The sequence below is a fragment of the Acidithiobacillus sulfurivorans genome (assembly GCF_018853815.1).
In the GTDB taxonomy this organism is placed as follows: Bacteria; Pseudomonadota; Gammaproteobacteria; order Acidithiobacillales; family Acidithiobacillaceae; genus Acidithiobacillus; species Acidithiobacillus sulfurivorans.
In genome coordinates this window covers 1-25,981 of sequence record NZ_JAAOMP010000154.1, presented here as the reverse complement: position 1 = coordinate 25,981, position 25,981 = coordinate 1, and the positions used below count along the sequence as shown (strand labels likewise).

The window sequence follows — 25,981 nt, the reverse complement described above, 5'->3', positions numbered from 1 at the left end:
TGGATTTCGATTTCTTCCTGGGCATCGCCTATCATGTGACAAAGGCTGTACCGCTGCTCCATCCCTGGTTTCTATTGTTGTTCAAGAGGTAGCGGTATGCCCTAATCCACGGCGTACTATTTCTTTGCGAGCGTAATGACCACATAGATGCTGGCTTTACCCTGACGGACCAACATGGGAATGGGTTGGTCTTTTGGTAACCCGGCGACAATGTGCGTCAGCTCGCTGACATTTTGGACATCCTGCTGATTGATCTGCTGAATGATCATTCCGGGCATCAGGCCTGCTTCGGCGGCAGGGCCTTCACTGACACCTACCACCACCACACCATGGTGGACATCCAGTTGTTTTTCAATATCTGGAGTCAGATTTTGAACATGAATATCCATCCGGCTGATTTTCACAGTCTTTGCAGGCGCTGCCGGTTGGGTACTGCTGTTCTGTTCATCCATGTTTTTCGGCAGGGCGGTGACCAACACATTTTTTGTTTCCGCGACGCCATGATGAAGGATGCCCACGCTGGCATGGGTGCCAGGAACCGTGTTGCCGACCATGGGCGGCAGTTGGCTGATGTTGTAAATCGGTTTGCTGTCATAAGTCACTATGACATCACCGGGCTGGATGCCAGCCTTGGCGGCGGGGCTACCCGGCATCACCGAAGCCACGAGGGCGCCTACCGGTTCCTGAAGATGCAGGGCCTGGGCCATTTGCGGCGTGACATCCTGCACTTCGACACCCAGATACCCGAACTGAATGGGTTTATGGTCCTTGAAGTCCTGCACCACACGCATGACGGTATTGATGGGGATGGAGAATGACAATCCCATATATCCGCCGCTGTTGGTATAAATCTGATCATTGATGCCGATCACCTGGCCCTTCATGTTAAAGAGCGGACCACCGGAGTTGCCGGGATTAATGGGCACGTCGCTCTGGATGAAAGGGATGTATTCGTCATCAGGCAACGGCCGGTTCATGGCGCTGACCACCCCCTGGGTGACGGTATTGTAAAAACCGAAGGGCGCACCTACAGCCAGCAACCACTGGCCGACTTTCAGATGATCAGAATTGCCGATAGGGACAGTGGGAAGATCCTTGGCATCAATTTTCAGCAGGGCGGTGTCGTAGCGTACTGAAAGTCCGATCAGTTTGGCGGGATAGGCATGATGATTGGTCAGCGTGACGACAATATGATTGGCACCCCGTACTACGTGACCGGCGGTGACAATGTAACCATCCGGGCTGATGATAAATCCGGAACCCAGTGATTGAATTTTTTCGTGCTGCTGATGGCCGGGACCGGCTTGTCCGGGTGCGCCGAAGTGCTGAAAAAACTGGTAAAAAGGAGAATTTGGCGGAAACGGATTGTGCTGTTGGTGGATGACTTTGTTGGTGGTGCTGCTGATGTTCACCACTGCCGGACCATAGCGATCAATAATGGGGGTAAAGTCCGGGAGGGCAACCAGCGCCTGTTGGGGTGCGGTGTTGGTGTTGATGGATAAGGCGGGAGCCGTAGGGGTGGCATCGGCCTGTGCCCATTCGGTGGCGCCCAGCGTAAAACCAAAGCACGCAGCAACAACAGCAGTAATCAGTAGTTTCGGGCGTTTCAACAGGGTTTTCGGGCGACTATTCGCCATAGGACTCTCCTTTGGAGTTTTGGTTCTGCAGCATTGACGCATCTGCGTTTAGACTCGGTAATAAAGCATCTAGTTCCTGCCTAAGATCTACCATAGCACTTAATATAAGGCGCGGGATAATTTGGTGCGGTATTGCTCAACCAGTGGCCCCTGATTACTGTGCAGGGCAAAAATCTTCAGAATGGTTTTGCGGGCGAGTCCATCGTCGTAACTTTTGTGTCTTTCCACCATTTCAATCAGTTGATCCAAAGCGGCGGCTTCCTGGCCTTGCAAAAGCAGAACCAGCGCCCGCTGATACATGGCCAGAGCGCGTGCATCGCCTTTTTCATGGGCAATGGTCGTCTCCAGCGTGGTCATGGGCGGCGCTTTGCGTGCTGCATCCGTAAATTCCAGTAATGCTTTCAGGCCCTCGACCTCGATTTCCATCTGAAACAGGGGGGACATGGCATCAATTTGTGCCTGGGCATCCGCATGGCGTCCCTGTTGTATGGCGAGATGGGCCAGTGCCAAACGCGCCTGATCGTTTTGGGGGTTCGTTTGCAGGGATTCTTCCAGTAGTGACTGGGCTTCATCGGTTTTGCCCTGGGCCATGGCGGCCATGGCCTCGGCGCGCAGATCATCGCCGGGCTTGGGTAAATGTTTTTCAAGAAACTGGCGGATTGCAGACTCCGGGAGAGCGCCGGTGAACTCATCTACCACTTTACCGTTTTTGAAAGCCTTGACTGCGGGAATTCCGCGCACCTGATATTTCTGGGAGAGTTCCTGGTTTTCATCAGAATTGATTTTGGCCAGAACAAAAGCACCCTGCATTTCTTCCGCCAGCTTTTCGAGGACAGGACCCAGGGCGCGACAGGGTCCACACCAGGGTGCCCAGAAATCCACGAGGACCAGGGCCTTTTGGGAAAGCTCAATAACGGCTTCCTGAAAATTACCTAAGTTGACTTCGAGGATGTGTTCACCAGTGGCCATGCAATACTCCTGAAAATAAAAAGACGTTGACTCGGGAAATAGGGGCGATAAAGCAACATTTCAAGCTTTTCGGGTGGAATGGACCTTATTGCAATTCGGCTTTGGCGAGTTCGTCCAGTACCCCCTGAAGCAGGCTGCGACCCAATGGTCCCATCCCTTTTTCCAGTTTGCGACGATCATCCAAACCCCGGGACAAGGGGCCGAGAGCGGCCCCCATACGGGCCATGTCGCCTCCGGCTTTTTGCATTTGACTGGCCATTTGTCCCAACCAGGCGACGGCCTGGGGATCGCCCCGGCGGGCGGCAAGGATGACACTGGCCAGCCCTGGGGCCGCCAGTCCCGGATCTGCCTGCCCCGTACTTTTGGGGAGGGTTTCGGGATTTTGCAGGCCCATCAGTATGGATTCGACAATGACACTGTCTTCTTCATCCAGTCCCTGCAGTAAACCCAGTTCGCGCTTGCCAGCCATCATCTGTTGAATGACGGCCACCAGTTCTCCCCAACCATTCGCAGCGGCGACGCGCAGGTGGTCGTCGACAGTGCCTCGCAACCGGGGGTTCTGGCAGGCTGCAACTACCTGCAAGATCAGGGCGGCGTGGGCACTGCGGATTTGTTCACGGCGTTCGGGGAGAACGGACATATTCACGGCTCCAGGTCATGTTTACGGGACTATTGTGCAATTTATCGGGATAAATGTCGCGCCAGATAGTGACCGGTGTGTGAAACCGGATTGCGGGCGACTTCGTCAGGGCTGCCGGTGGCGATGATTTGCCCGCCTCCGGAGCCACCCTCGGGACCCAGGTCGATAATCCAGTCGGCGGTTTTGATGACATCCAGATTATGTTCAATGACCACAATGGTATTGCCCGCATCGGCGAGCTTCTGCAGGACCACCAGGAGCAGGGCAATATCATGAAAATGCAGACCAGTGGTAGGTTCATCGAGAATGTATAGGGTGCGTCCGGTATCCCGTCGGGATAATTCCCGAGAGAGTTTTACCCGCTGGGCTTCGCCACCGGAAAGTGTGGTGGCGGACTGGCCCAGGCGCAGATAACCCAACCCCACATCCAGCAGTGTTTGCAATTTACGGGCAATGGCCGGTACCGGATCAAAAAACTGTCGGGCATCTTCCACAGTCATTTCGAGAATTTCGTGAATATTTTTGCCCTTGTAATGTACATCCAGAGTTTCCCGCTTGTAGCGTTTTCCGGCACAAACATCACAGGATACGTAAATGTCCGGCAGAAAATGCATTTCTACACGAATAACGCCGTCGCCCTCACAAGCTTCACAACGGCCTCCCTTGACGTTAAAACTGAAGCGCCCCGGATTGTAACCTCTGGCCCGGGCCTCGCTGGTGGCGGCAAAAAGCTCGCGAATCGGGGTGAATAGTCCGGTATAGGTGGCCGGATTGCTCCGGGGGGTACGGCCGATAGGGCTTTGATCAATGGCTATGACCTTGTCCAGGGCTTCCAGGCCACGCAGTTGCTGGTGCGTAGCCGGGCTCAGCGTGCTGCCCATCAAGACCCGCGCGCAGGCGGGATACAAAGTGTCATTGATCAGTGTAGATTTGCCCGATCCGCTGACGCCGGTGATGCAGGTAAACAGGCCGATGGGAATTCTTGCATCGACTGATTGCAGGTTGTTGCCTGTCGCGCCGATGACTTCCAGCCAGCGTTGCTGGTCGTGACGGCGGCGTTCGGGAATGGCAATGCACAAATCACCCGTCAGGTAACGGCCGGTGAGGGAGTCCGGATTGGCGCGAATCTCTTCGGGAGTACCCTGAGCGATGACTTCACCCCCGTGGGTACCGGCGCCGGGGCCCATATCCACCACATGATCCGCAGCGCGAATGGCATCTTCGTCATGCTCTACAACAATGACGGTATTCCCCAGATCGCGTAGATGTTTGAGGGTGCCGATCAAACGATCATTGTCACGCTGGTGCAAGCCGATGGAGGGTTCATCCAGCACATACATGACCCCCACCAGACCGGCACCAATCTGGGAGGCCAGGCGAATGCGCTGGGCTTCGCCACCGGAAAGGGTTTCTGCGGAACGATCCAGGCTCAGATAGGCAAGACCCACATCTACCAGAAACTTCAGGCGGCTACTGATTTCCTTCAGGATTCTCTCGGCGATGATGGCTTCCTGGCCCTCCAGTTGCAAATGCTCAAAGTGTTGCAGGGATTCGCGAATGGGCAGCGCTGACACATCCTGAAGGGCCAGAGCCCCCACTTTGACCATACGGGCTTCTTCACGTAGACGGCTGCCGTGACAGGCCGGACAGCGCAGGCGGCCCATGTAACGCATGATTTCTTCCCGCGCCAAATTGGACTGGGATTCGCGTAGGCGCCGTTCCAGCCCGGGAATAACCCCCTCAAAATGAATCTGATGCGTTCGTGAACCTTGCTGCACGGTGATGCGTTCGTCTGAACCGTGCAGAATTTGCTCACGAACCTCAAAAGGCAGATCTTCCCAGGAAGACTCCAGGGAAAAATGAAAATGAGCGGCCAGCGCCTTTAACAAGGGGGTGTAATGTTCCTTGTGGCGCTTGGTCCAGGCGGCGATGGCCCCTGCGCTGAGGCTGGCACCCGGATCAGGAATGATCAGGTCCGGATCAAAAAAGGTAATTTCTCCCAAACCATCACAACGTGGGCAGGCCCCCGCCGGATTGTTGAAAGAAAACAGCCGAGGTTCGAGGGCCGGAAAAGAACGTCCACAAGCGGGACAGGCATGATGGGCAGAGAATAGGCGTTCTTCCTGATGTTGAGGCCCCATCAACACGGCAATGGCCTGGTCATCGGCGAGGCTCAGGGCGGTTTCCAGGGATTCCGCCAGACGCGGCCCACTGTCCGCACGCAACACCAGACGATCAACGACGGCCTCAACGCGATGTTTGCGTTTTTTGTCCAGGGTCGGAATTTCATCCAGTTCGAGCATGTCCCCATCTACCCGGGCACGAATCAGGCCCCTGGCCCGCAGCGCGCTGATCACCTCTTCATGACCACCTTTCCGATCACGCACCATGGGGGCGAGAATCATCAGTTTTTCGCCTTCAGGCAGGGCCAGTAATTGATCCACCATCTGGCTGATGGTCTGGCTCTGAATGGGTGCTCCGCAACACCAGGGCGTGCCGGTTCGCGCATACAGCAGACGCAGATAGTCATGGATTTCCGTGATGGTACCGACGGTAGAGCGGGGATTATGGGAAGTGGATTTCTGCTCAATGGAAATGGCGGGCGATAGCCCTTCAATGGCATCCACATCAGGCTTGCCCATCAGCGACAGAAACTGCCGCGCATAGGCCGAAAGACTCTCCACATAGCGGCGCTGACCTTCGGCATAGAGCGTGTCAAAAGCCAGTGAGGATTTGCCCGAACCGGATAAACCGGTGATGACAATGAGGCGGTCCCGGGGCAGGGTCAATGAGATGTTTTTGAGATTATGGGTACGTGCGCCCCGGATCTGGATATGTTCCATGTAGCCGTAGCCTTTTTGGGTTCAGGAATGAGTTTTTCTCTGGATGGGTTAGTATAGAGCTTTCGGGGACGGCCGTCCCCTTGTACTCAAGGAGATCTGACAATGGCGGGAGTGAACAAGGTCATAGTATTAGGACATCTGGGCCGGGACCCGGAGATGCGCTATCAGCCCAGTGGTGCTGCTATCGCCAATTTCAGTATTGCCACCTCTGAAAATTTCAAGGATCGCGAAGGGAACAAACAGGAACGCACCGAATGGCATCGTATTGTGCTCTTTGGACGTACCGCCGAAATTGCCGGCGAATACCTGCGCAAGGGTAGTATGGCTTATGTGGAAGGCCGATTGCAGACCCGCAAGTGGACCGACAAGGAAGGTCAGGAGCGCTACACCACCGAAATCATCGGTGATCGCCTGCAATTGGTGGGCCCACGCGGGGGCGGTGGTAGTGCAGCCAGTTTTGACGAAGAAGATCATGGCGGCGGTCATTCGACGGGTGCTTCTTCAGCTCCGGCTAGCAGTGGGCGCAAACAGGATACTCCACCTCCGCCGATGGAAGATTTTGATGACGATATTCCTTTCTGACCCGCAACTTGTGTAGATTTGTAAAGATAATCCCAGCAGGCGTTGTGCCTGCTGGGATTTTTTTGTGCGCGAAGCGGGCTACACAATGCCAACCCGGCATGCAGATCTGCGCGCGTCCCATGTTGCTGACCAGTAGTCACACGTTTATACTTAAGTATAAACGTGGATTGGTTAAAAGGAGTTAAGTCATGGGTGCGTGTCTGGTTATCAAGAAGTGGGGAAACAACCTGGGTGTCCGATTGCCCGCCGCCATCGCCCATGAAGCCAAACTCCATGCGGACCAGGAAGTGATGCTGACCGTTGAGCATGGCCGGGTTATTGTGGAACCGATCCGAACAAGCGCTGATTTGACGCTGGATGAACGGCTTCAACTTTTTGATCCTGCCTTACATGGTGGCGAAGCTATGGTCACTGAACCCGTTGGTGCCGAATCTTGGTAATACCCGATAAATGGGTTCCGGATCGGCAGGAAATCGTGTGGATTGACTGTAGTCCCCATGCTGGCAGGGAGATGCGCGACCGTCATCCCTTTCTGGTATTGTCTCCAAAAGCGTTTAACGATCGCACTTCCCTGGTGATTGGCCTACCGATGACCACGGCTGATTATAATGCGGGCAATCCGTTTGCTTTGGCGGTGGGTGGGGCCTCTGGGCGCAAAACGGGCAAAACAAGTTATGTTCTTTGCCACCAACCGAAATCCTTCGACTGGCGTATTCGAAAGGCTGCACCTCATCCCCAGGGCCACCTGCCCGATGCCCTGTTCAGGCAAGTCTGTCATGTTCTCAATCAGATCATTGAAATCGGCGCGGCACTGTAATGATTTCAGTGCGAACTGAGTAACGAGTTCTTATCTCTACTTTGGCGTTGCTTTAGCAACGCCGTTGTTTCTATAAGTCTGTAGACCGTTTTGTTAACGTCCCAGCACTTTCTGGATTTTCTGATCGGTCTTGTACTGGCTCAGGGCGTAAACTGCCCAGATAGCCGCCGGTATCCAGCCCAGCACGGTGATTTGCAGAAGCAGGCAGATGATGCCTGCGAGGGGCCGGCCAATGGTGAAAAACACCAGAAAAGGTAAAAAAATCGCCAGAACAAGACGCATGATCCATACTCCCTGCCAATAATTATGTTTGCATATTAAATGGCGATTTCTACAGAGTGCAAGTCTCCGTGCTAAACTCGCTCACATGATTGCCGATAATAATGAACCCCCAAAAGCACTTCTGAATCCTCGGCCAGGAGAACGCCTGCAAAAATTGCAGGCGATGCGTCGCTGGGCTTTGGTTTTGCTACTGTTGGCGCTGCTGTTGTTCTTGTTTTCGGCCAGTCAGGGATTTTTGGGCCTCTGGGCCTGGACCGGGGCGTTTTCCGAGGCCGCCATGGTGGGCGGGCTGGCGGACTGGTTTGCGGTGGTGGCCCTGTTTCGTCATCCGCTTGGGCTGCCCATTCCCCATACGGCCATTTTGCCGAGAAACAAGGCGCGTCTGGCGAAGCGTCTGGCTACGTTCATTCGTGATCATTTTCTGGAAAGCGAAGCCATTGTCCGCTTGTTGCGCCGCGCCGATCCTGCCACCTGGCTGGCGCAGTGGTTGATACAACCGGAAAGCAGTCATCTGCTGGCCAGGCAATTGACGACGTTGCTGCAAAAAGCCCTGGCGCTGAGTGACGATCAGGAATTGCGTGTCGCCCTGAGAACCGCGCTGGGTCGCCAGCTTCAGCGCGTGGACGGGGCGCGCTGGATGGGAAATATTCTGGCATTACTGACGGAAGACCACCGTCATCAGGCCCTGCTGGAAGATGGTATTCAGCGCCTGCGCGAGTGGCTGGATGGGGAAGAAACGCAGGGCCTGCTGGCCGAGCAAATAGCGGCCATTCTGAAACGCGCCTATCCCACCTTGTTTTCCTGGATGAGCACGCTCATGGACCCTGCCACTCTGAGTGATAATCTCGCGCGAAATCTGGTAAAGGCCGCGCATCAACTTTTGCAGGAAATCGAGGACGATCCCGAGCATCCGCGCCGTCTGGCTTTTGATCGCTGGATGGCCGATGCGATTGTGCGGTTGCGGACAGACGCCCGGTTTCAGGAACGTATCCGGCGTTGGCAAAATGGTCTGATTTCCCATCCGGCAGTGCAGGAATATGCAGATGGTTTGTTGCGCGACCTGCGAGCCTGGCTGGACAAAGATTTGTGCAGCCCCGATTCCCGTTTGCAGGGCCAGATTCAGGTGTTGGCCGGGCAGTTGGGGACATTTTTGGCGGAGCAGGCAGTCTTGCGGGAAGCCATTAATGATTATCTGGAAAACAGCGCCCGCCGTTTGGCCCCGGCCATGCGCGATGGTTTGGCGCAGCATATTGAAAAAACCATTCAGGATTGGCCCGAAAAAGACATGATCCGTTTGCTGGAAGAAGGGGTGGGGACCGATCTGCAATATATTCGGGTGAACGGAACCCTGGTCGGCGGTCTGGTGGGAGTCATCATTCATGCCCTGGCGCTGGCTGTGCCCCTGCTCATTTAGAGTCGCTGCCGATGGAATCATTGGAAATGGTCCGGTATGGCCCGCATGGGCATTGGATCTTCTGGCCCAAATTGGCCATTTCAACATGAGCAGAGTGTTGGATTGATGCTGAGGGATCCATTTTTTCAGATGCTTACAAAGAAGGAACAAATTTTGCTGGATTGTGGACTGGAGTAATGTCCGGTCGGTTGTTTCATTCTGAACAAGGTTTGTGGAGGGAGGTGCATTTATGAAGCGTGTATTGATGAGTGTGATGGCAGTAGGCACCCTGATGATGGCGGGTTTTGCGACGGCGGCGACGGTTACCGCTACAGACGCGCAACATGCGCTGGCGGCGGCCAAGACGGCCATGGCAAAAACTTCAGCCGTGCATTATTTGTGGCTTTCCACCCCGAAAATTTATAAGGAAGCCCAAGCTGCAGACAAAGCCGGTAAATATGATGAAGCCGTGGTCAAGGCCAAGCATGCCGAGGAGCTGGCTAATCTTGCTTACGCCCAGGGCGAGGCTCAGGCCAAAAAATATGGCGTGAAGTTGACGGATCATGGGGTTCAGATGGACTAAGTTTTGACACCGTGAGCGCGCAGCAGGCGACGGGCAATTTGCGTCTTATCAGCGGCGGCGGCGGTAAAATAAAAATCAATGGATGCTTCAACGGGCAAATCCGGTGGCGTGTCCGGGAGGCTCTGTATGTCGAGCCTGCGACATAATTGCCGCGCCACGCCATCATTTCCATCCAGGGTGGGAATATTCCGTCCGGTCAGTTCTGACACCCAGTTGCTAATCCAGCAGTAATGGGTGCAGCCCAGCACAATGACTTGGGTTTCTGTCGAGTAAAAAGGCAGAACATGATCGTGCAGATACTCCTGGACTTGCTGCTGCCAGTTGTTGCTCTGGGATTCAATACGTTCTGCCAGACCAGGGCAAGCAAGAGGCTGCACGCGTTCTGCGGCATTTGGTAATTGCGTCAAGAGCTTATGCAGTTTTTCACCCGTGACGGTCATGGCTGTGGCCAGCAGGAGAATACTGCCTTCGGGATAAAGCACCAGCGCTTTTTTGATGGCGGGTTCAATACCGATGATGGGCACGTCCGCATATTCCCGCAGAGGTATGGCTGCCGCACTGGTAGCCGTGTTGCAAGCCAGAACCACAGCATCTACGCCTTGCCGGACAAACCAGGCATAAGCATCTTCAGTCCATTGTTGTACTTCGCTGGCGGTTTTATCGCCATAAGGACTATGGGCGCTATCGCCATAAAACAGAAAATGGGCATTCGGCAAATAACGCAGGCAGGAGAGCAGGGTGCTGAGACCACCCAGTCCGGAATCAAAAACTCCGATACGCATCAGTTATTGGCTGAGTTCCTGATCGGCCAGCAAGGCGACCCCGCGCATTCCGGCGAGATCATCATGATTGCCGCGTTTGACTTCCACCTCGCCGCGCAGCGCGGGAATCAAGTCAGCGTCCAAACGTTGCAATAAGGCTGGCGCAAAACAATCCCAGGCCGCACTGACCCCACCACCCACCCGAATGACCCGGACATCGGCAACCTTCAAAATGCTGGCCAGGGCTTGTCCCAGATAATCACCGGCCATCTGAAAGGTTTGACTGGCTTCGGGGCGTCCATCGCAGGCCATCTGGGCAATAACAGCGGTATCGGGTGCCGTGCCGGTCAGTTCCACGTAACTGGATTGGATTCCGCGTGCCGAGGCATATTGTTCCAGGCACCCCTGATTACCACAGCCGCAGCGTCTTCCGCCGGGGACAACAATGAGGTGTCCTATTTCCATGGCGGTTCCATGTTCACCGCGCCAGGGGCGGTCGTCATGGACCCATCCACCACCGACGCCGGTACCCAGGCCGATATACAAGAGATCGCGCAATTCGGGATTTTCCTGTTTTTCTTCCCAGAATTCGCCATATCCGGCAGCATTAGCATCATTTTCGATGAGTACGGGTAATTGACAGGCGTTCTGAACGGCGCCTTGCAAATCAAAATTAATCAGTAGCGGAATGTTGGGCGATTGCAGCAACACACCTTTGGCATTCACAAAACCGGGCACGGCCACCCCGACTCGAACAATTTCCGGATATTGATGGCGGAGCTGGGCGATGCCTGCTTCAAGCAAATCCGTAAACAACCGGGCGGCGCTTTCTGAATCGGCTGCCGCAGCGCATTTAGCGTGCAGATCTACTTCATGGCGAATACTGTCCAGACAATCATTGCCCCGGAAAACCCCAAAACGTAAATTGGTGCCACCGACATCAATACCTATAGTCAGTTTCTCAGTCATAGGCGATGATCTCCGTCAGTATCTCAATATGTTGCGCCTTGCCAGCCGTCAGGTCCCAGTAAAAATCCAGTTGCAGGGCCTGCATGATTTTTTCAAAGCCCGCTTCGGATTGGGAAACGGTCATATGGGGCGCAGCCTCCCAGCGCACCGGCGGATTGCAATGGAGGATGATTTTACCGCCCATAACGGCATCTTCCAGCACAATTTGCTGGGTTTTTTCACCCTGGATGGGAAGTCCGAAGCCACCCTGGGATTGCCCATCCGCAAAAAACTGTCCCGCCGGCCCATCACAACTGGGCATGGCCAGAAATAGCCGACTCTGAAAATGGTGAGACTCCGCATTTTGTTGGGATGCTGGTGATTCTATCCGAAAATGCACCATCAGTCCTTTATGGGTGAGGCTATAGGCTTTACTGACCGCCCAGCTGTCAGCGACACCGCCCGTAAAATGGGGAGCATCTTGAACGATGCTGCTTTCCGGATACGTGACTGCGACATTATCCAGCCACTCCTGAAAACTGTGGCAGGGGGTGGTGTCGGCAAGCAGATCTTCTGCCGTAATTTCTGTTTTGAAGCTGATGCGGTCATGGGCGGAAGCAATACCTTCACTGGGAGCCGCATGATCCACTGCCCCGTGACGGATTTTGTCGTAGTAGGCCTCGTCGCGCCGTGCCAGTGTATCTCCAAGATTGTGATGAAGTTTGTAACAATCCCACTCGGCTACGGCGGCGGCGGGCATCGGGCGAATGATAAGCTGTTGATGGTCATTGTGATAATACAGCTCTTCATGACCATCCATATCCACGTCAATGAATTGCAAACCTGGACGTGCCTGGATTTTATCGAGCTGCGCTTCCAGTCGAACCATGGCATGGTACACCGCCCGGCGTAGGTGCGGCAGATAAATGCCGCCAAACAGCCCGTGCCAGTAAGCATCATTGGCTTGGGTTTCATGTAAATCCGCACGCATCTGCTTGCTTTGCTGACGCTTGGGCAAAGCATGAAAGCGCCGGGATAATTGCAGCATGCGTTTTTGCATCCAGTTGGACTCGGGATAACGGGTCAGAAAGTTTTTCCATATCCCGCCACGGATGAGTGGCTTGCGTAGATCCAGGCGGCCCGCAGCCTTTTCCTGTTCCAGAAAAGCCGCGTAGTTGCGAGCAGCATCCGGGGCCAGTGTCCATTCGTTCATTTCACTGTAGGACACCGTAGGCAGATAAATTATACCCTGGGGCCGATGCTGGTGCAGATAATCCTTGAAACGCATGGGTTGAATATGTGGAGAATTCAGGACGCCTTGCAGAAACTGTTCAAGCCAGCCTTTTTCATAAACCCAACTATAAGTCTCCGGCCAGACACCAAATTTTTCGATGTCATCAAAATAAATCCCGGCGCTACCCGGATTATGCGCGGATATTTCTTCGATATAAGTAACTGCGGCAGCGGCCTCCGAGAAGGGCAGGCGATAACGCAAGGCTTCGGAAATGGGGAAAACATCTATAGCCTGGCCATTTTCTTCGGTGCGATGAAAGCTGCCGAGTTGGTCGGTAGAAGCCCCCGCGCAGAGAAAGTGATAATCATCTACCATCACATATTGAATTCCCGCCTCTTGCAGGGCGGGAACCACGCTGGGATCCCAAACGCGCTCGGTCAGCCAGGCACCCACCGGGCGCTGTCCGAAATTTTTGTCCAGTCGGTCGGCCAGGGCTTCCAGTTGGGTGATGCGATCGGCATGAGGAATAGCCGCCAGCACCGGTTCGGTGTCACCGGCGCCCACCAGCTCCGCCTGCTGGCGGGTGACCATTTCCTGCAGCAGTTTTATGGTTTTGGGGTGCTGTTGCACCATGTATTGGAGTAACCAGCCACTGATATGAATGGCAAAGGGAAATTCAGGAAAGCGATGCATGGCTTCGAGAAAGGGGTGATAACAGCGCAGTACGGCGTCATCAATCACCTGCGGAAAATTACCAACCGGCTGATGGGCGTGGACGCCCAGGAGGAGGGGGGTGCTGTGGGTCATTGCTTATCCTTCCATATGGGTGCGGCGCATGGTACCTCCAGATTCGGCGGGTCCCCCACCATGACTGATGGGTTCGTTGAGGGTTTCTGGAGGAGAAATTTGCATCAGGTGATAAAGCTTGCGCAGGTTCATCCTGAACAGGTGATCAAAATCCCTGACCGAATCGGCAGGATTGTAATCCCCGAACCACCAGAACCAGTCCGAGCCCTCGCAGCGACCTAATTGTTCAGTGATTTCTTCCTGTAGTTCGGGGGTGAGCCCGGCAAAATGCCGGTCAACATCCTGCTTGGCGGTGCAGAGCATATCCCAGGCCCGGTTTTTGGCCCCATCGCCAATCCAGGTGCTGAAATTGCCATAGACCCAACTCCCGGCCGCAAGATCCGGAATGCTGTTGATGGCTTCCGGATGGTCCTGAACATAGTCGCTGAAGGTGCACATTTTGATATGGGGATGATTGGAAAGCGATCGATAAAGCTCGGAAAGAAAATAGTAGCCATTGTAGGGGTAATATTCCCAGGCGTTTTCTCCATCAAGAATGATGCTGACGACGGGATGATCCTGATCTTCCGTCTGGCGCCAGATGGCTTCGAGCTTATGCACGAAATCGATGACTGCATCGTGGCCAAACCAGGTTTTATAGTCAAAACCGATGGTGTCAGAGAGAGCGTCATCCCGAAAAAACAACGCCGGTCCCTGATTTTCAAGACGATAAGCCTTGTATAAATATTCGGCCCGACCGCGCGGTGCAGAGTCGTCATCGCCGCGCAGCAGGCTATGCGTGAGTACGCCTTCTCCCGAAGCTGTCCAGGCCACCTGGGCTTCACCCAGCATTTTGACGAAGGCTGCGGAAACGCCACCCTCTGCTGGCCACATGCCCTGGGCGGCAATGCCGAAACGTTGCGGATGATAAGTCTGGGCGCGTTCAATGTGCCAACGGACGCGCTCCGCGCCGCCGGGGTACTCAGGGGATTCGGGCAATGGCGCATCGGGGACGGCTTCCCGGGCGGCGGCAAAGTCCAGCATCAGGGGACCAATGGGGTGGTAGTAGGGGGTGGTGGATATTTCGATACGTCCTGCTTCTGCCAGGGCGCGGTAACGGGGAATCAGTCCGCCGATCAGTTCGCCGAGAAAATGGAGCAAATCCCGACGGTCTTCAGGACTGAAACCGCGTCCTTTAGCCATTAGTTTCTGGATGAGTGGGCTGCCACGCCGCACGGTTTCACCGGTCCAGGCCAGGTGATACCAGACCAGCAGATCGGCCAGAAACTGAATGGACAAATAGTCAGAAAGTTCAGCCGGATCACTGTGCATGATGGTATATATTTCATGCAGTCGGCGGTATCCGGGAAAGGGATTCAGCATATGTTCCGGATCCAGACGAAAGCACTGCTCCATGAGGTGATGACGTTGCTCATTGTTCAGGGTTTTTAGATCAGGGCTGGCCAGGGCGATGAGTAGAGGGTCGCGAAAATGCCCGCTTTCAAACTGACTGGTGTAATCTTCAATCTGCTCAACGAGAATCGGCACGCAATTGAATACGCCCCGAGCCAGAGGGTTTTCCTCATAATGGGCGATCATGTCTGCATAATCCTTACAGGCATGCAGGTACGTCCAGGGCAATGCGTACTGTCCATTAGCATTGCGATAATCGGGCTGGTGCATATGCCAGCAGAAAATGACATGAAGTGCGCGTGCGGGGGGCATAAGGTCACCTCACAAAATGTAGTTGCTGGCCTAGTAACTCCGGAGTAATCAGGGTGACGCCATTGGGCGTCCGATAAAAACGGCGGGCATCTTCGGCAGGATCTTCGCCCACCACCAAACCATCAGGGATGATAGTGCCCTTGTCGACGACGACTTTACGCAGGCGAGCCCCTTCACCCATGCGCACATTGGGCAAAATCACCGAATCTTCGATGAGGGTGTGGCCATCATTAACCCGGACATTGGAAAACAGCAAGGAACGACGGACCGTAGCCCCACTGATGATACAACCTCCCGAGACAATACTGTCCAGTGCCATGCCGCGCCTTCCTTCGTCGTCAAAGACAAATTTGGCAGGAGGGAGTTGTTCCTGATACGTCCAGATGGGCCAGCGGCTGTCGTATAAATCCAGATCCGGAGTCACATGCACCAGATCAATGTTGGCAGACCAGTAGGCGTCAACCGTACCGACATCCCGCCAGTAGCAACGACTGGCCTTGCCTTCATTGCTGGAAATACAGCTGTTACGGAAGCGGTGAGCCATGACCCGATAGCGTGACACCATGTAGGGGATCAGATCGTTGCCAAAATCATGGCTGGAATCGCGACTGTCCGCATCGCGGATAAGCTGTTCATACAGAAAATCGGTATTGAAAACATAAATACCCATGCTCGCAAGCGCACGATCGGGGTTGTTGGGGGTTGGTGTGGGGTCGCTGGGTTTTTCGGTGAAACCGGTTACCCGATCTTCGTGGTTGACGGTCATGACACCAAAACCCTTGGCTTCTTCCAGGGGGACCTCAATGCAGGCGACGCTCATGTCTGCCTGACTTTGCACATGCTCGGCGAGCATCTGGCCGTAGTCCATTTTGTAAATATGGTCGCCAGCGAGAACAATCACATAACGCGGCCGGTGGGCACGTAAAATATCGATATTCTGAAAAATCGCGTCAGCGGTACCCTTGTACCAGCCGGTATTCATGCGCTGTTGGGCAGGAAGGATTTCAATAAACTCGCTGAACTCGCCTCTCAGGAATCCCCAGCCCAGCTGAATGTGACGAATCAAGCTGTGAGATTTGTACTGGGTCAGCACACCAATACGGCGAATGCCGGAGTTCATGCAGTTGGATAAACAAAAATCAATGATGCGGAATTTGCCCCCGAAAGGCACGGCAGGCTTGGCGCGCCAGTCGGTCAATGGTCCGAGGCGACTACCACGACCGCCAGCCAGGACCAGGGCGAGGGTGTTTTTGGTAAGGTTACTGACAAAGCGCGGGGAATTGCTGGGGCCACTCTGGTTTTCATCGGACATGCTCTTCTCCTTGTCGGGCACTGGTATTACACCTGACTTGGAGTATAGACAGGATTCCTCCGTGCTTTCGGTTTAAAGGTACTGAACTTGGAGGATGTCGGCAAGCACTCAGAGGGAACAATGGTCTTTTCCGACGATGTGTTATGCTCTTAGTGGGAGTGGCTCCTCAATCACAATGATGAAAAGGAGATTGTGGTGACGAAATTATCAAAAAAAAATCATGGCGAAGATTGGAATCATGATGAAATAGCCATTCGCGAGGCCCGTCATCACGATCCCTTCGCCTGGTTGGGGCAGCACCGGATCGGTAACGACAATCAAGCTATACAGCGCGTTTTTCTGCCTGGAGCCGCTCAGGTAGAACTGCAAACCCCGCAGGGATGGGTGGTAATGACCATGCAGCATTCCGACGGGATTTTTATCCATAACGGAGAAATCCTGCCCACCCCCTATCGTTACCGCTGGCAGGATTCCCTGGGCACGCACGAAGCTTATGATCCCTATGTGTTCAGTCCGGTACTGGGCGATCTGGAAGTTTATTTGTTCAGTGAAGGCAGATTATATGAAGCCTATCGACATCTGGGCGCCCATCGTCGTTATCATGAAGGTGTCGAAGGGGTGTTGTTTGCCGTTTGGGCACCTAATGCAGAGCGGGTCAGTGTGGTGGGCGATTTTAATCACTGGGATGGCCGTTATCACCCGATGCGGGTACGGGGGATGAGTGGCCTCTGGGAATTGTTCATTCCTGGGCTGGAATTGGGCGAAATCTACAAGTTTGAACTCCGTCACCGGGATTCCGGCGTGGTTTTTGTGAAAACCGATCCCTATGCCAATGCTTTTGAAAGACGACCAAGTACTGCAGCCCGGGTCGTGGATAGTCAGCATGTCTGGAAGGATCAGGACTGGATGACCGCGCGGACGCAGGCCGACTGGCAGCATGCCCCCATGAATATTTACGAGCTTCATTTAGGATCCTGGCAGCGCGACGATAAAGGGGACTTTCTGAGCTATGGCGAGCTTGCCGAACGTCTGTTGCGCTATGTGCTGGACATGGGTTACACCCATATCGAACTGATGCCGGTAATGGAGCATCCTCTGGACGAATCCTGGGGTTATCAGGTCAGCGGTTACTATGCGCCGACCAGCCGTTTCGGGAACCCGGATGACTTTCGGGCCTTTGTAGATGCTTTTCATCAGGCCGGTATTGGGGTGCTGCTGGATTGGGTGCCGGGACATTTCCCCAAGGATGACTGGGGACTGGCACGTTTTGATGGCACCGCTTTATATGAATATGCAGATCCCCGTGAAGGTGAACACCGTGACTGGGGGACGTATATTTTCAATTTTGGCCGCAACGAAGTCCGCAATTTTCTGTTGGCTAATGCCTGCTATTGGGCAGACAGTTTTCATATTGATGGTTTGCGGGTGGATGCGGTGGCTTCCCTGCTCTATCGGGATTATTCCCGGAACGAGGGGGAATGGATTCCCAACCAGTATGGTGGCAGGGAGAATCTTGAAGCCATTGATTTTCTGCGGGAAATGAATGTGGTTCTCAATGAGCGCTATCCGGGTATTTTGACTATTGCCGAAGAATCGACCTCCTGGCCCATGGTCTCCCGCCCCACCTATGTGGGCGGGCTGGGTTTTTCCATGAAATGGAATATGGGCTGGATGAATGACACCCTGTCCTACATGCAGCAGGACCCGGTCTATCGGCGCTTTCATCAGAATGATCTGACCTTCAGCCAGTTATATGCTTACGCTGAAAATTTTGTACTGCCCCTCTCTCATGACGAGGTGGTGCATGGAAAACACTCTTTACTGGATAAAATGCCCGGCGACACCTGGCAGCGCTTTGCCAATTTACGCCTGCTGCTCAGTTATCAGTGTGCTCATCCGGGTAAAAAACTGAATTTCATGGGCAATGAATTTGCTCAGGGAACGGAGTGGAATTGTGGAAAAGCCCTGGACTGGGATTTGCTGCAAACGCCCTGGCATCAGGGAATACAATGGCTAAGCCGGGATCTTGGGCACCTGTACCGCGACCTGCCAGCTTTTTATGACCTGGATTTTGCCTCGGAGGGATTTGCCTGGGTGGATTGCTATGACGCAGATCAGTCTGTGCTCAGTTTTCTGCGCCGCGATCGCCATGGTGCTTTTATTCTGGCAGTGTTCAATTTTACCCCGGTACTGCGCAAAAATTATCGTATCGGCGTTCCAGAGTCCGGACGTTACCGGGAAATTTTCAATAGTGATGCAGCAGCATATCAGGGCAGTAATGTGGGTAACCTTCCGCTGTTTGCCGAAGCGCGGAGCTGGATGGGATTACCCTGTTCACTGGAGTTGACCCTACCGCCCCTGGCAGCACTGTTTTTGCAAATGGACTGAGGAGAAAGACTCCCTGCACGGGTGATTAGTATGCTTTATATTTATGTCATTATCGCTTTCGTAGCGGGAATATCCGAATTATTCACCGGCACTTTTTATCTGGCGGCGGTGGCTTTGGCCGCCTTGTTTACTGCTATTACCGGATTAGTGCTGCCTGGCGCGGTTTTGCACTGGGTGTTTCTGGGCTTCTGTCTGGTGTTGCTGCCTGCCGGAATTTGGCTGCGCCACCGGCTCGCCGGGAAAGCCCAGGGATTGACGGATTTTGATTTGGGTCAGGGCGTGGATGTAATTCGCGGCCCTGACCAGAATGAACATTATACGGTGCGTTACCGGGGCAGCGAATGGATGGCGGTGGTAGATGATGGCCCGGCCCCTTGTGCCGGTGATCGCGCCGTGATCGTGGGCAAGACCGATAACCTGCTACATTTAGGGGTGCTACCCCGGCAACCCTCCGACAAGGAGTCTTTATGTCCTCCCTCATCATCATCCTAATTGTCATTGTTGCGGCTTTTCTGATTTTACGCACCACCATCCGGGTGGTTCCCCAGCAACGCGCCTGGGTGGTTGAAAGACTCGGTAAATTTCACGCCGTTCTGGAACCGGGCCTGAATTTTATTATTCCTTTTCTGGACCGTGTCGCATTTCGTTTTGATATGCGCGAAGTACCCATGGAAGTGCCAGCGCAGGCCTGTATTTCCTTTGATAACACCACCATGACGGTAGACGGGATTCTCTATTTGCAGATTACGGATTCCGTCAAGGCCGCTTATGGTTCGAGCAACCCCTTTACTGCTGTCATCCAGTTGGCACAAACCACCATGCGTTCAGAAATCGGTAAGCTGCATCTCGATGCAGCCCTGTCTTCTCGGCAGCTGCTCAATACGGCGGTGGCATCTTCGGTGGATGAAGCGGCCCTGAACTGGGGCGTCAAGGTCCTCCGCTACGAAATACGGGATATCACCCCACCCCAGGAAATCATCCGCGCCATGGAGCTGCAAATTACCGCAGAGCGAGAAAAGCGCGCCCTGATTGCCAAATCTGAAGGCCAAAGACAGCAGCAAATCAACACTTCTGAAGGTCAGCGGCAACAGGACATCAATGTGGCAGATGGCCGCAAACAGGCGGAAGTATTGCGTGCTGAAGGCGAAGCCAAGGCCATTCAACTGGTTGCCGAGGCTACCGCCGAAGCCATCCGGGTTATCGGTTCGGCGGCTCGTGAACCTGGAGGCTACGAAGCCCTGCAAATGCAACTCGCCAAGGACTACATCGAAAAGTGGGGGAATCTGGCCAAGAGCAGTACCAGTCTGGTGATTCCTTCCGACCTCGGCAATATTGGCGCTCTGGTGGGTACGGCGCTTTCCATGGTTAAGCAGTCCCAGAAAACGGCTGCAGATTGACCACGCCTAACATTGCGTTCGAGAGGGGCGCACCAAAAGCGGCGCATCCCTTAACTACACATTCGGCAGTCTGAAAAATACTCCTTGTATAAATTTAGCAATCCATGTAGTTAGGTGCTGCCAAATTTGTTTTTATTGCTATCGTTTTTTGATAGCATGTACCACATGAATGCCAAGCACACCAAAACGTTGCAAGCTATCTTTGCCAAACCGACTACAGCTTCTCTCGAATGGGTGCGTATCGAAACTCTATTCATCTCGTTGGGTTGCCGGGTTATTGAAGGGCGTGGTTCTCGTGTACGTTTTGAATTTAATGGCAGAATTACCGCTTTTCATCGCCCGCATCCCACCAAGGAAGCTAAACCGTATCAAGTGGAACAAGCACGCGATTTTTTAACTGCTATCGGAGTTAAACCATGAACACACTGACTTACAAGGGCTACACCGCCCGCATTGATTTCGATGACCGCGACAATAGTCTAGTTGGCAGGTTGCTTGGCATACAAGACATTATTGGCTTTCACGCCGAGAGTGTTGCTGATTTACACACGGCATTTGAAGAGGCCGTGGATGATTACCTTGAGGCGTGTGAAAAAATTGGTAAATCACCTGAAAAGCCAGTTAGCGGTAAGCTTTTGCTCAGGGTTCCGCCAGAGCTTCATGCCGCAGCCCTAATCAAGGCGCAGGCAGTTGGCAAAAGCCTTAATCAGTTGGCTATTGAAGCGTTGAGCCGTGAGGTTCGCATGGGGTGAATTGTGTATGGTGAATTCAAACGTTAGCTCGCATGAGCCTTCAAACTTTCCGGCCACGCCGCCTTGTCCAGCCAAACATCTGCGCCACGACCAACAACCGCTGCAGGAATGTTTTCGCCGCGTAACCAGGCAGCAATGGCATCCTGTTTGCCTGAGCCGCAGGCCAGAAAAAACAGGGCGTGTGTATGGCGCAGCCGCCAGGCGCTGAGGCTGACTCTCTGCGGGGGAGCCTTGGCAGCATCCAGAATACTGAGGGTGGGAGAGCTACCTTTTTCCTGTCCCCAGTCATGTCCGGGGAACAAACTGGCCGTATGTCCATCTTCCCCCAAACCCAAAAGCACCAAGTCAAAGCGTTGTGCGGGCAGAATTGCTGCATAGCGGCGGGCCGCTTCACTAGCTCCTGTTTCGGCGGGTATGGTATGAATCTGGGCGCTTGGAATGGGTACCTGGGATAACCAGGTTTGTGCAAGCATCAGGCTGTTACGTTCGGGATCTTCGGGCGGCAGGCAGCGCTCATCGCCATGATAAATATGCCAGCTTTGCCAGTTGCGGCCCATGGACGGTAGCAGGGCATAAGTGGCACGCGGCGTGTTGCCTCCCGCCACCACCAGATGAAAAGCACCGCGCAGGGCGATGGCCTCAGCCGCCATGCGGGTGATGGCCGCCGCAAGATGGGTGCTGATCTGTTCCTGGTCGGGATAAATATGCCATCTTGGCAGTGAGTTTTCTTCCAGCATGCTGAATACCTCCGAAAAATAGTCCTAACCGATGGCCTGACCGAGAAGATGACCGATCAGTGCCGTAAAGGCGAGGGCGACCGTGCCCCAAAACAGGATTCTCAAGGCACCTTTCAAAGGGTTTGACCCACCCAGTTTGGCAGATATGACCCCCAGTATGGCCAAAAGAATCAGCGTGCTCACAAACAACATAAGCAGCGCAGAGACGTGCGGGACAAAAGCGCCGACCAGAACCGGCGGCACCGCGCCGATCACAAAGGAAACAGCGGAGGCTAATGCCGCTTGAACAGGGCGCGCTTCAGCGACTTCAGTCAGGCCCAGCTCTTCTCGTGCATGCGCTTCAAGGGGATCACGCTGCATCAATTGAAAAGAGACTTGCCGTGCCAGCGCTTCATCCAGGCCCCGGTCCATATAAATTCGACAAAGTTCGAGTTGTTCCAGTTCAGGGTTTTGTTTTATTTCATGGGCTTCCTGCCGCAGTTGCGCTTTCTGGCTGTCACGCTGAGAGCTGACGGAAACATATTCACCGGCCGCCATGGATAGCGCTCCGGATAACAGGGCGGCGACTCCGGCCAGCAGAATCTGATCATGATTGGCCTGACCCGCAATGACTCCACTGAGCAGACCTGCGGTAGACAGCAGACCATCGTTTGCACCCAGCACGCCGGCACGTAGCCAACCCGTGTTTTTCGCGTGACTTTCTGTGTGCTTGTTTTCCATTCCAAGGATTCCAATCTTGACCTTAAAAAGGGTTCAGGATAGCCCCGGTTTATGGCTTGGGTCTATGATGGCGCTATGTTCAGGCAAGGAGAAGCATATGGGCGGATTGGAAGATTGGGTGGGGAATACCCCGCTTTGCGAATTCAGGAGTTTGGCACCCAGAGCGGGTGTCCGTATTTTTGGCAAGCTGGAGGGGAATAATCCGGCAGGTTCTGTCAAGGATCGCCCGGCCATGAATATGATCCGGCGGGCTCTGGAGCGCAGCACTATCACGACTTCCACCCGATTGATTGAACCCACCAGCGGCAATACCGGCATTGCCCTGGCTATGGCGGCTTCAGTGCGAAAGATCCCGATGACCCTGATTATGCCGGAAAACATGAGCATCGAGCGGCGTCAGGTGATGCGTGCCTATGGCGCCGAAGTCATCTTGACGCCAGCAGAACGCAGCATTGAAGGTTCTATTGATCTGGCCCGGCAAATGGTGGCCGCTGGAGAAGGCTTCATGCTTGACCAGTTTTCCAATCCCGATAATCCGGAAGCCCATTATCTCAGTACGGGTCCGGAAATCTGGCGGGACACACGCGGCAGTATCACGCATTTTGTATCCTCCATGGGTACCACTGGTACGATCATGGGTACCTCCCGCTACTTGCGGACGGTCTCTCCGGACATTCAGATTGTCGGCGTGCAACCCGCTGAAGGGGCCAAAATTCCTGGTATTCGCCGTTGGCCGGAAGCCTATTTGCCAAAAATCTATCATCGCGAGATGGTCAGTCAGATAGAAGACGTGACCCAGGAGGAGGCTGAGGACATGACCCGGCGTCTGGCGCGTGATGAAGGCGTGCTGGCCGGAATATCTTCTGGAGGCGCGGTGGCTGCCGCGCTGCGTGTTGCCCAAACCCTGGAGTATGGGGTTTTGGTGGCGATTATCTGTGATCGCGGTGATCGCTACCTGAGTACAGGCGTTTTTCCGGCCTGAGTGCTTATGCAGGATTTTAACCCCTTGCGCCTGCCAATGACCGCCGGGTTCAGACTCAGGCATTGGCTTATATTTTTTTGTGCGGGATTTTTGCTGTCCGGTCCGGCATGGGCGCAGACGCTGGAAATCACAGCGGCACGGGTTCAGGGTGCTTCCTGGCAAGCGCAGCACCTGAAGGTCATGCTGCGGACGCATGCGCAGAAAAATGCCAGTTTGCAATTTCTGGCCGGGACCCTGCAGATTGGCAAACAGCATCCCTGGCAAGCCATACAGGGTAACTGCGTCCTGCAGACCCGGCAGGGTTGGTCGTGTTCAGCCTTGCATCTGGCGATTTCGGGAAGTCCCTGGGGGGCTTTGCAAGGTGCTGGACGTTTTCAGGTGCTGCGTTCCGGGGGGCTGGGCAGCCTGCACTTCCAGCTGGAGGGGGCAAAATTGGGCAAGCTGACCCTGCTTGCGCGCAGTGCAGCTTCAGGTCGCTGGCAATTACAGACCCAGGGAGAAGTTGTTTTGACCGATTGGGTTTCCGCCCTGCATCTGCTCCCGGCCAACTGGCAAAGTGGCGGAGAACTCGGTTGGCAGATGCATTCTTCTGGTGTTAGCTGGTCACAAATCTCTGCGGTCCATTTCTGGGCGCAACTGCACAAAGGGCAGTTCAGCAGTCCCGATGGGTTGCAGGCAGCCCAGAATGTCGCCGCACAATTGTCGGGTGATGGGCATCTGCAAAAACATTGGCAGGGACACGTTCAGCTGCGTTGGGACGAGGGTGGCATTTTATGGAGTCCCTGGTATTGGGCGGCTCCGGCGCGACCGGTTGTCATGCAGAGTCGCTGGCGCCAGTCGGCAAAAAACTGGCATCTGGAGCGGGGTCAGATAAATTGGCCGAATCTGGGAACCGCAAAATTTGCCGTCAGTGAACCCATTCAGGGGAGTAAGCTGGACTGGCATTTGCAGGATGCCGATGTCGCCCTGGCCCCCCTTTTTACGACCTGGATTAAACCGTTATTACCAGCCAGCAGTTTTGCAGCGCAGGCTTTGCTAGCGGGTCATTTGCATTTTTCGGTGGCGGGAAACCCGGCTTTGTGTTCTGTGCATTGGGATTTGCAGCACGGTGATTTTTCTACCCAACAAATGAGCCTGGCCGGTGTTGTCAGTCATGGGGCCTGGGGTGCCAATGTACCCGTGGAAAAGGCGGTTTTTAACTGGCAAAGCGCCACCTTATACCATATTCCTTTGGGTCCGCTTGCCGTGCGCGTGGTGTTGCATCCTGGAGGATTTGCCTTGCAACAGCCGGTGGATCTCCACCTTCTGGGTGGGGTGTTGCATTTTCAGGAGCTTTCCGGTCATTGGACGGGACCCCATTCCGGTTTTTCAATGCAGGGTAACTTGCAGGGGATGAGTATGAAATCCCTGACGCAGATTATGCACTGGCCGCCCTTCACCGGCACGATTCAGGCTTCCATTCCGCGATTGACTTATCACGCCGGGACAATACAGACCAGTGGAGAGTTAAGTGCAGGTATTTTTGGCGGCAAGCTGTTGGTACGTGACTTGCAAGTGCAGAATTTCCTGGGCGTGATGCCGTTGCTGCGGGCTAACGTGTCCGTTCAGGGCTTGCAATTGAAGCCGCTCACGGACGCTTTTCATTTTGGGTACATTAGCGGGGTGTTAGATGGAAATCTCCGCAATCTGTACTTGTTGAACTGGTCTCCCGAAGCTTTTCAGGGTCATTTTGAAACCGTAAAGACTCCTGGTGTTCCCCAAAAAATCAGTTACCAGGCGGTTCAGAGTATTACCAAGCTGGGCGGGGGAGACGGTATCAGCGGCTTCTTCCAGGGCATGTTTTTGCGGATGTTTAATACCTTCAGTTACAGTCATCTGGGGATGGGTATTGATTTATCTAATGGTGTGGCAGAGCTTTCCGGAGTCCATCCGGAAAATGGTGGTTTTGTCATTTTGCAGGGACAAGGACTGCCCAGGGTGGATATAGTGGGGTACAATCGCCGGGTGAGTTGGGATGAGTTGCTGGCAAGACTGAAAACGGCCATGGAAACCGGCCCGCAGATGCACACAGGAGAATAGGCAGCATGATGAAGCAAGCTTTTCTGAAAAACCGAACCTGGCAGGCACTGCTGGTGCTGGGCATGCTGATGGGGCTTTCGGCTTGCGTCACGGTGAATATTTATTTTCCGGCAGCCGCTGCCAAACGTCTTGCTGATCAGGTGGTGGGTGAAGTGTACAAGGCAGCAGCCCATGGCGCAGTCTCGACGCCTACAGCGCCCACTCTTTCAGCACCTGCTCAGGTGGCTCCTGCAGCGCCCGCAGCTGCACCAGCCCCCAGTGCTTTTGAGCGTCTGACACCGGCGCATGTGGCGGGTTATCTTCTGGCGACGAGCTTTTCGGCATTGAGTACACCCGACGAGGCTGGAGCCGATCTGAATGCTTCCAGTCCCGGAGTGCAGGCCGCACGGGCCCAGTTGGAATCCATTGCCGCGC

24 protein-coding genes and 1 pseudogene are annotated in these 25,981 nt (G+C 54.3%); 13 read left to right on the top strand and 12 right to left on the bottom strand.

Annotated features, from left to right (window positions below; genetic code table 11):
• Positions 1–116: 116 nt before the first annotated feature.
• The 4 genes from HAP95_RS14340 to uvrA all read right to left on the bottom strand — a co-directional run bounded on the left by HAP95_RS14340 (position 117) and on the right by uvrA (position 6,089).
• Complete coding sequence (locus HAP95_RS14340; RefSeq protein ID WP_215884841.1) at positions 117–1,637, bottom strand: Do family serine endopeptidase; 1,521 nt, start codon at positions 1,635–1,637, stop codon at positions 117–119.
• A 99-nt stretch (positions 1,638–1,736) separates the two neighbouring features.
• Entirely contained in the window at positions 1,737–2,606 is an 870-nt protein-coding gene (gene trxA, locus HAP95_RS14335) for a thioredoxin (RefSeq protein WP_215884840.1), read from the bottom strand.
• Between the two features lie 85 nt (positions 2,607–2,691).
• Positions 2,692–3,246 carry a hypothetical protein gene (locus tag HAP95_RS14330; protein WP_215884839.1) on the bottom strand — a complete coding sequence of 185 codons (555 nt, stop codon included), beginning with the start codon at positions 3,244–3,246 and terminating at the stop codon, positions 2,692–2,694.
• A 41-nt stretch (positions 3,247–3,287) separates the two neighbouring features.
• Positions 3,288–6,089, bottom strand: a complete 2,802-nt coding sequence (gene uvrA, locus HAP95_RS14325; protein ID WP_215884838.1) for an excinuclease ABC subunit UvrA — start codon at positions 6,087–6,089, stop codon at positions 3,288–3,290.
• Between the two features lie 102 nt (positions 6,090–6,191).
• Between uvrA and ssb the strand changes: the two genes are divergently transcribed.
• The 3 genes from ssb to HAP95_RS14310 all read left to right on the top strand — a co-directional run bounded on the left by ssb (position 6,192) and on the right by HAP95_RS14310 (position 7,488).
• Positions 6,192–6,671 carry a single-stranded DNA-binding protein gene (ssb, locus tag HAP95_RS14320; protein WP_215884837.1) on the top strand — a complete coding sequence of 160 codons (480 nt, stop codon included), beginning with the start codon at positions 6,192–6,194 and terminating at the stop codon, positions 6,669–6,671.
• 188 nt (positions 6,672–6,859) lie between these two features.
• Positions 6,860–7,111, top strand: coding sequence for an AbrB/MazE/SpoVT family DNA-binding domain-containing protein (locus HAP95_RS14315; protein ID WP_215884836.1), 252 nt, complete (start codon positions 6,860–6,862; stop codon positions 7,109–7,111).
• A 35-nt stretch (positions 7,112–7,146) separates the two neighbouring features.
• Positions 7,147–7,488, top strand: a complete 342-nt coding sequence (locus HAP95_RS14310) for a type II toxin-antitoxin system PemK/MazF family toxin (protein WP_368356595.1) — start codon at positions 7,147–7,149, stop codon at positions 7,486–7,488.
• 93 nt (positions 7,489–7,581) lie between these two features.
• Here HAP95_RS14310 and HAP95_RS14305 read toward each other — a convergent pair whose 3' ends face one another.
• Positions 7,582–7,770 (bottom strand): YqaE/Pmp3 family membrane protein, encoded by a 189-nt coding sequence (locus HAP95_RS14305; protein WP_215884834.1) that lies wholly within the window; start codon positions 7,768–7,770, stop codon positions 7,582–7,584.
• 85 nt (positions 7,771–7,855) lie between these two features.
• Here HAP95_RS14305 and HAP95_RS14300 point away from each other — a divergent pair, with 85 nt between their 5' ends.
• Positions 7,856–9,184, top strand: a complete 1,329-nt coding sequence (locus HAP95_RS14300; protein WP_215884833.1) for a DUF445 domain-containing protein — start codon at positions 7,856–7,858, stop codon at positions 9,182–9,184.
• Positions 9,185–9,413: 229 nt separating this feature from the next.
• Positions 9,414–9,746 carry a hypothetical protein gene (locus HAP95_RS14295; protein ID WP_215884832.1) on the top strand — a complete coding sequence of 111 codons (333 nt, stop codon included), beginning with the start codon at positions 9,414–9,416 and terminating at the stop codon, positions 9,744–9,746.
• On the opposite strand, the gene murI is transcribed toward HAP95_RS14295, so the two are convergent.
• The 5 genes from murI to glgC are packed head-to-tail and all read right to left on the bottom strand — an operon-like array spanning position 9,743 to position 16,512.
• On the bottom strand, positions 9,743–10,528 hold the full coding sequence (gene murI, locus HAP95_RS14290) for a glutamate racemase (RefSeq protein ID WP_215884831.1): 786 nt from the start codon (positions 10,526–10,528) through the stop codon (positions 9,743–9,745). The genes HAP95_RS14295 and murI overlap by 4 nt on opposite strands.
• Before the next feature lie 3 nt (positions 10,529–10,531).
• Positions 10,532–11,476, bottom strand: a complete 945-nt coding sequence (locus HAP95_RS14285; RefSeq protein WP_215884830.1) for an ROK family protein — start codon at positions 11,474–11,476, stop codon at positions 10,532–10,534.
• Positions 11,469–13,496 carry an alpha-amylase/4-alpha-glucanotransferase domain-containing protein gene (locus HAP95_RS14280; RefSeq protein WP_215884829.1) on the bottom strand — a complete coding sequence of 676 codons (2,028 nt, stop codon included), beginning with the start codon at positions 13,494–13,496 and terminating at the stop codon, positions 11,469–11,471. The genes HAP95_RS14285 and HAP95_RS14280 overlap by 8 nt, the downstream gene beginning before the upstream one ends.
• A gap of 3 nt (positions 13,497–13,499) precedes the next feature.
• Complete coding sequence (locus tag HAP95_RS14275; protein WP_215884828.1) at positions 13,500–15,200, bottom strand: glycoside hydrolase family 57 protein; 1,701 nt, start codon at positions 15,198–15,200, stop codon at positions 13,500–13,502.
• 4 nt (positions 15,201–15,204) lie between these two features.
• The gene (glgC, locus tag HAP95_RS14270; RefSeq protein WP_215884827.1) at positions 15,205–16,512 is read right to left on the bottom strand and encodes a glucose-1-phosphate adenylyltransferase; all 1,308 of its coding nucleotides are present in this window, start codon (positions 16,510–16,512) and stop codon (positions 15,205–15,207) included.
• 195 nt (positions 16,513–16,707) lie between these two features.
• Between glgC and glgB the strand changes: the two genes are divergently transcribed.
• The 5 genes from glgB (at position 16,708) to HAP95_RS14245 (ending at position 21,049) form a co-directional block, all read left to right on the top strand.
• On the top strand, positions 16,708–18,900 hold the full coding sequence (glgB, locus tag HAP95_RS14265; protein WP_215884826.1) for a 1,4-alpha-glucan branching protein GlgB: 2,193 nt from the start codon (positions 16,708–16,710) through the stop codon (positions 18,898–18,900).
• Positions 18,901–18,930: 30 nt separating this feature from the next.
• Positions 18,931–19,392, top strand: a complete 462-nt coding sequence (locus HAP95_RS14260; protein WP_215884825.1) for an NfeD family protein — start codon at positions 18,931–18,933, stop codon at positions 19,390–19,392.
• A complete protein-coding gene (locus HAP95_RS14255) occupies positions 19,368–20,297 on the top strand; it encodes an SPFH domain-containing protein (protein ID WP_215884824.1) in 930 nt (309 codons plus the stop codon). The genes HAP95_RS14260 and HAP95_RS14255 overlap by 25 nt, the downstream gene beginning before the upstream one ends.
• Before the next feature lie 165 nt (positions 20,298–20,462).
• Entirely contained in the window at positions 20,463–20,717 is a 255-nt protein-coding gene (locus HAP95_RS14250) for a type II toxin-antitoxin system HicA family toxin (RefSeq protein ID WP_215884823.1), read from the top strand.
• The gene (locus HAP95_RS14245; protein WP_215884822.1) at positions 20,714–21,049 is read left to right on the top strand and encodes a type II toxin-antitoxin system HicB family antitoxin; all 336 of its coding nucleotides are present in this window, start codon (positions 20,714–20,716) and stop codon (positions 21,047–21,049) included. Before HAP95_RS14250 ends, HAP95_RS14245 begins: the two co-directional genes overlap by 4 nt.
• Before the next feature lie 23 nt (positions 21,050–21,072).
• Here HAP95_RS14245 and pgl read toward each other — a convergent pair whose 3' ends face one another.
• A complete protein-coding gene (pgl, locus tag HAP95_RS14240) occupies positions 21,073–21,786 on the bottom strand; it encodes a 6-phosphogluconolactonase (protein ID WP_215884821.1) in 714 nt (237 codons plus the stop codon).
• Between the two features lie 24 nt (positions 21,787–21,810).
• Positions 21,811–22,506: a VIT1/CCC1 transporter family protein gene (locus tag HAP95_RS14235; RefSeq protein WP_215884820.1), complete on the bottom strand. Its 696-nt coding sequence runs from the start codon at positions 22,504–22,506 to the stop codon at positions 21,811–21,813.
• A gap of 97 nt (positions 22,507–22,603) precedes the next feature.
• On the opposite strand from HAP95_RS14235, the gene cysM reads away from it, so the two are divergent.
• From cysM to HAP95_RS14220, 3 genes and pseudogenes are all read left to right on the top strand, one after another.
• Entirely contained in the window at positions 22,604–23,488 is an 885-nt protein-coding gene (gene cysM / locus HAP95_RS14230; protein ID WP_215884819.1) for a cysteine synthase CysM, read from the top strand.
• Between the two features lie 6 nt (positions 23,489–23,494).
• Entirely contained in the window at positions 23,495–25,567 is a 2,073-nt protein-coding gene (locus tag HAP95_RS14225; RefSeq protein WP_215884818.1) for a hypothetical protein, read from the top strand.
• A gap of 5 nt (positions 25,568–25,572) precedes the next feature.
• Positions 25,573–25,981 (top strand): annotated as a pseudogene (locus HAP95_RS14220) (DUF1318 domain-containing protein); the annotation flags it as partial.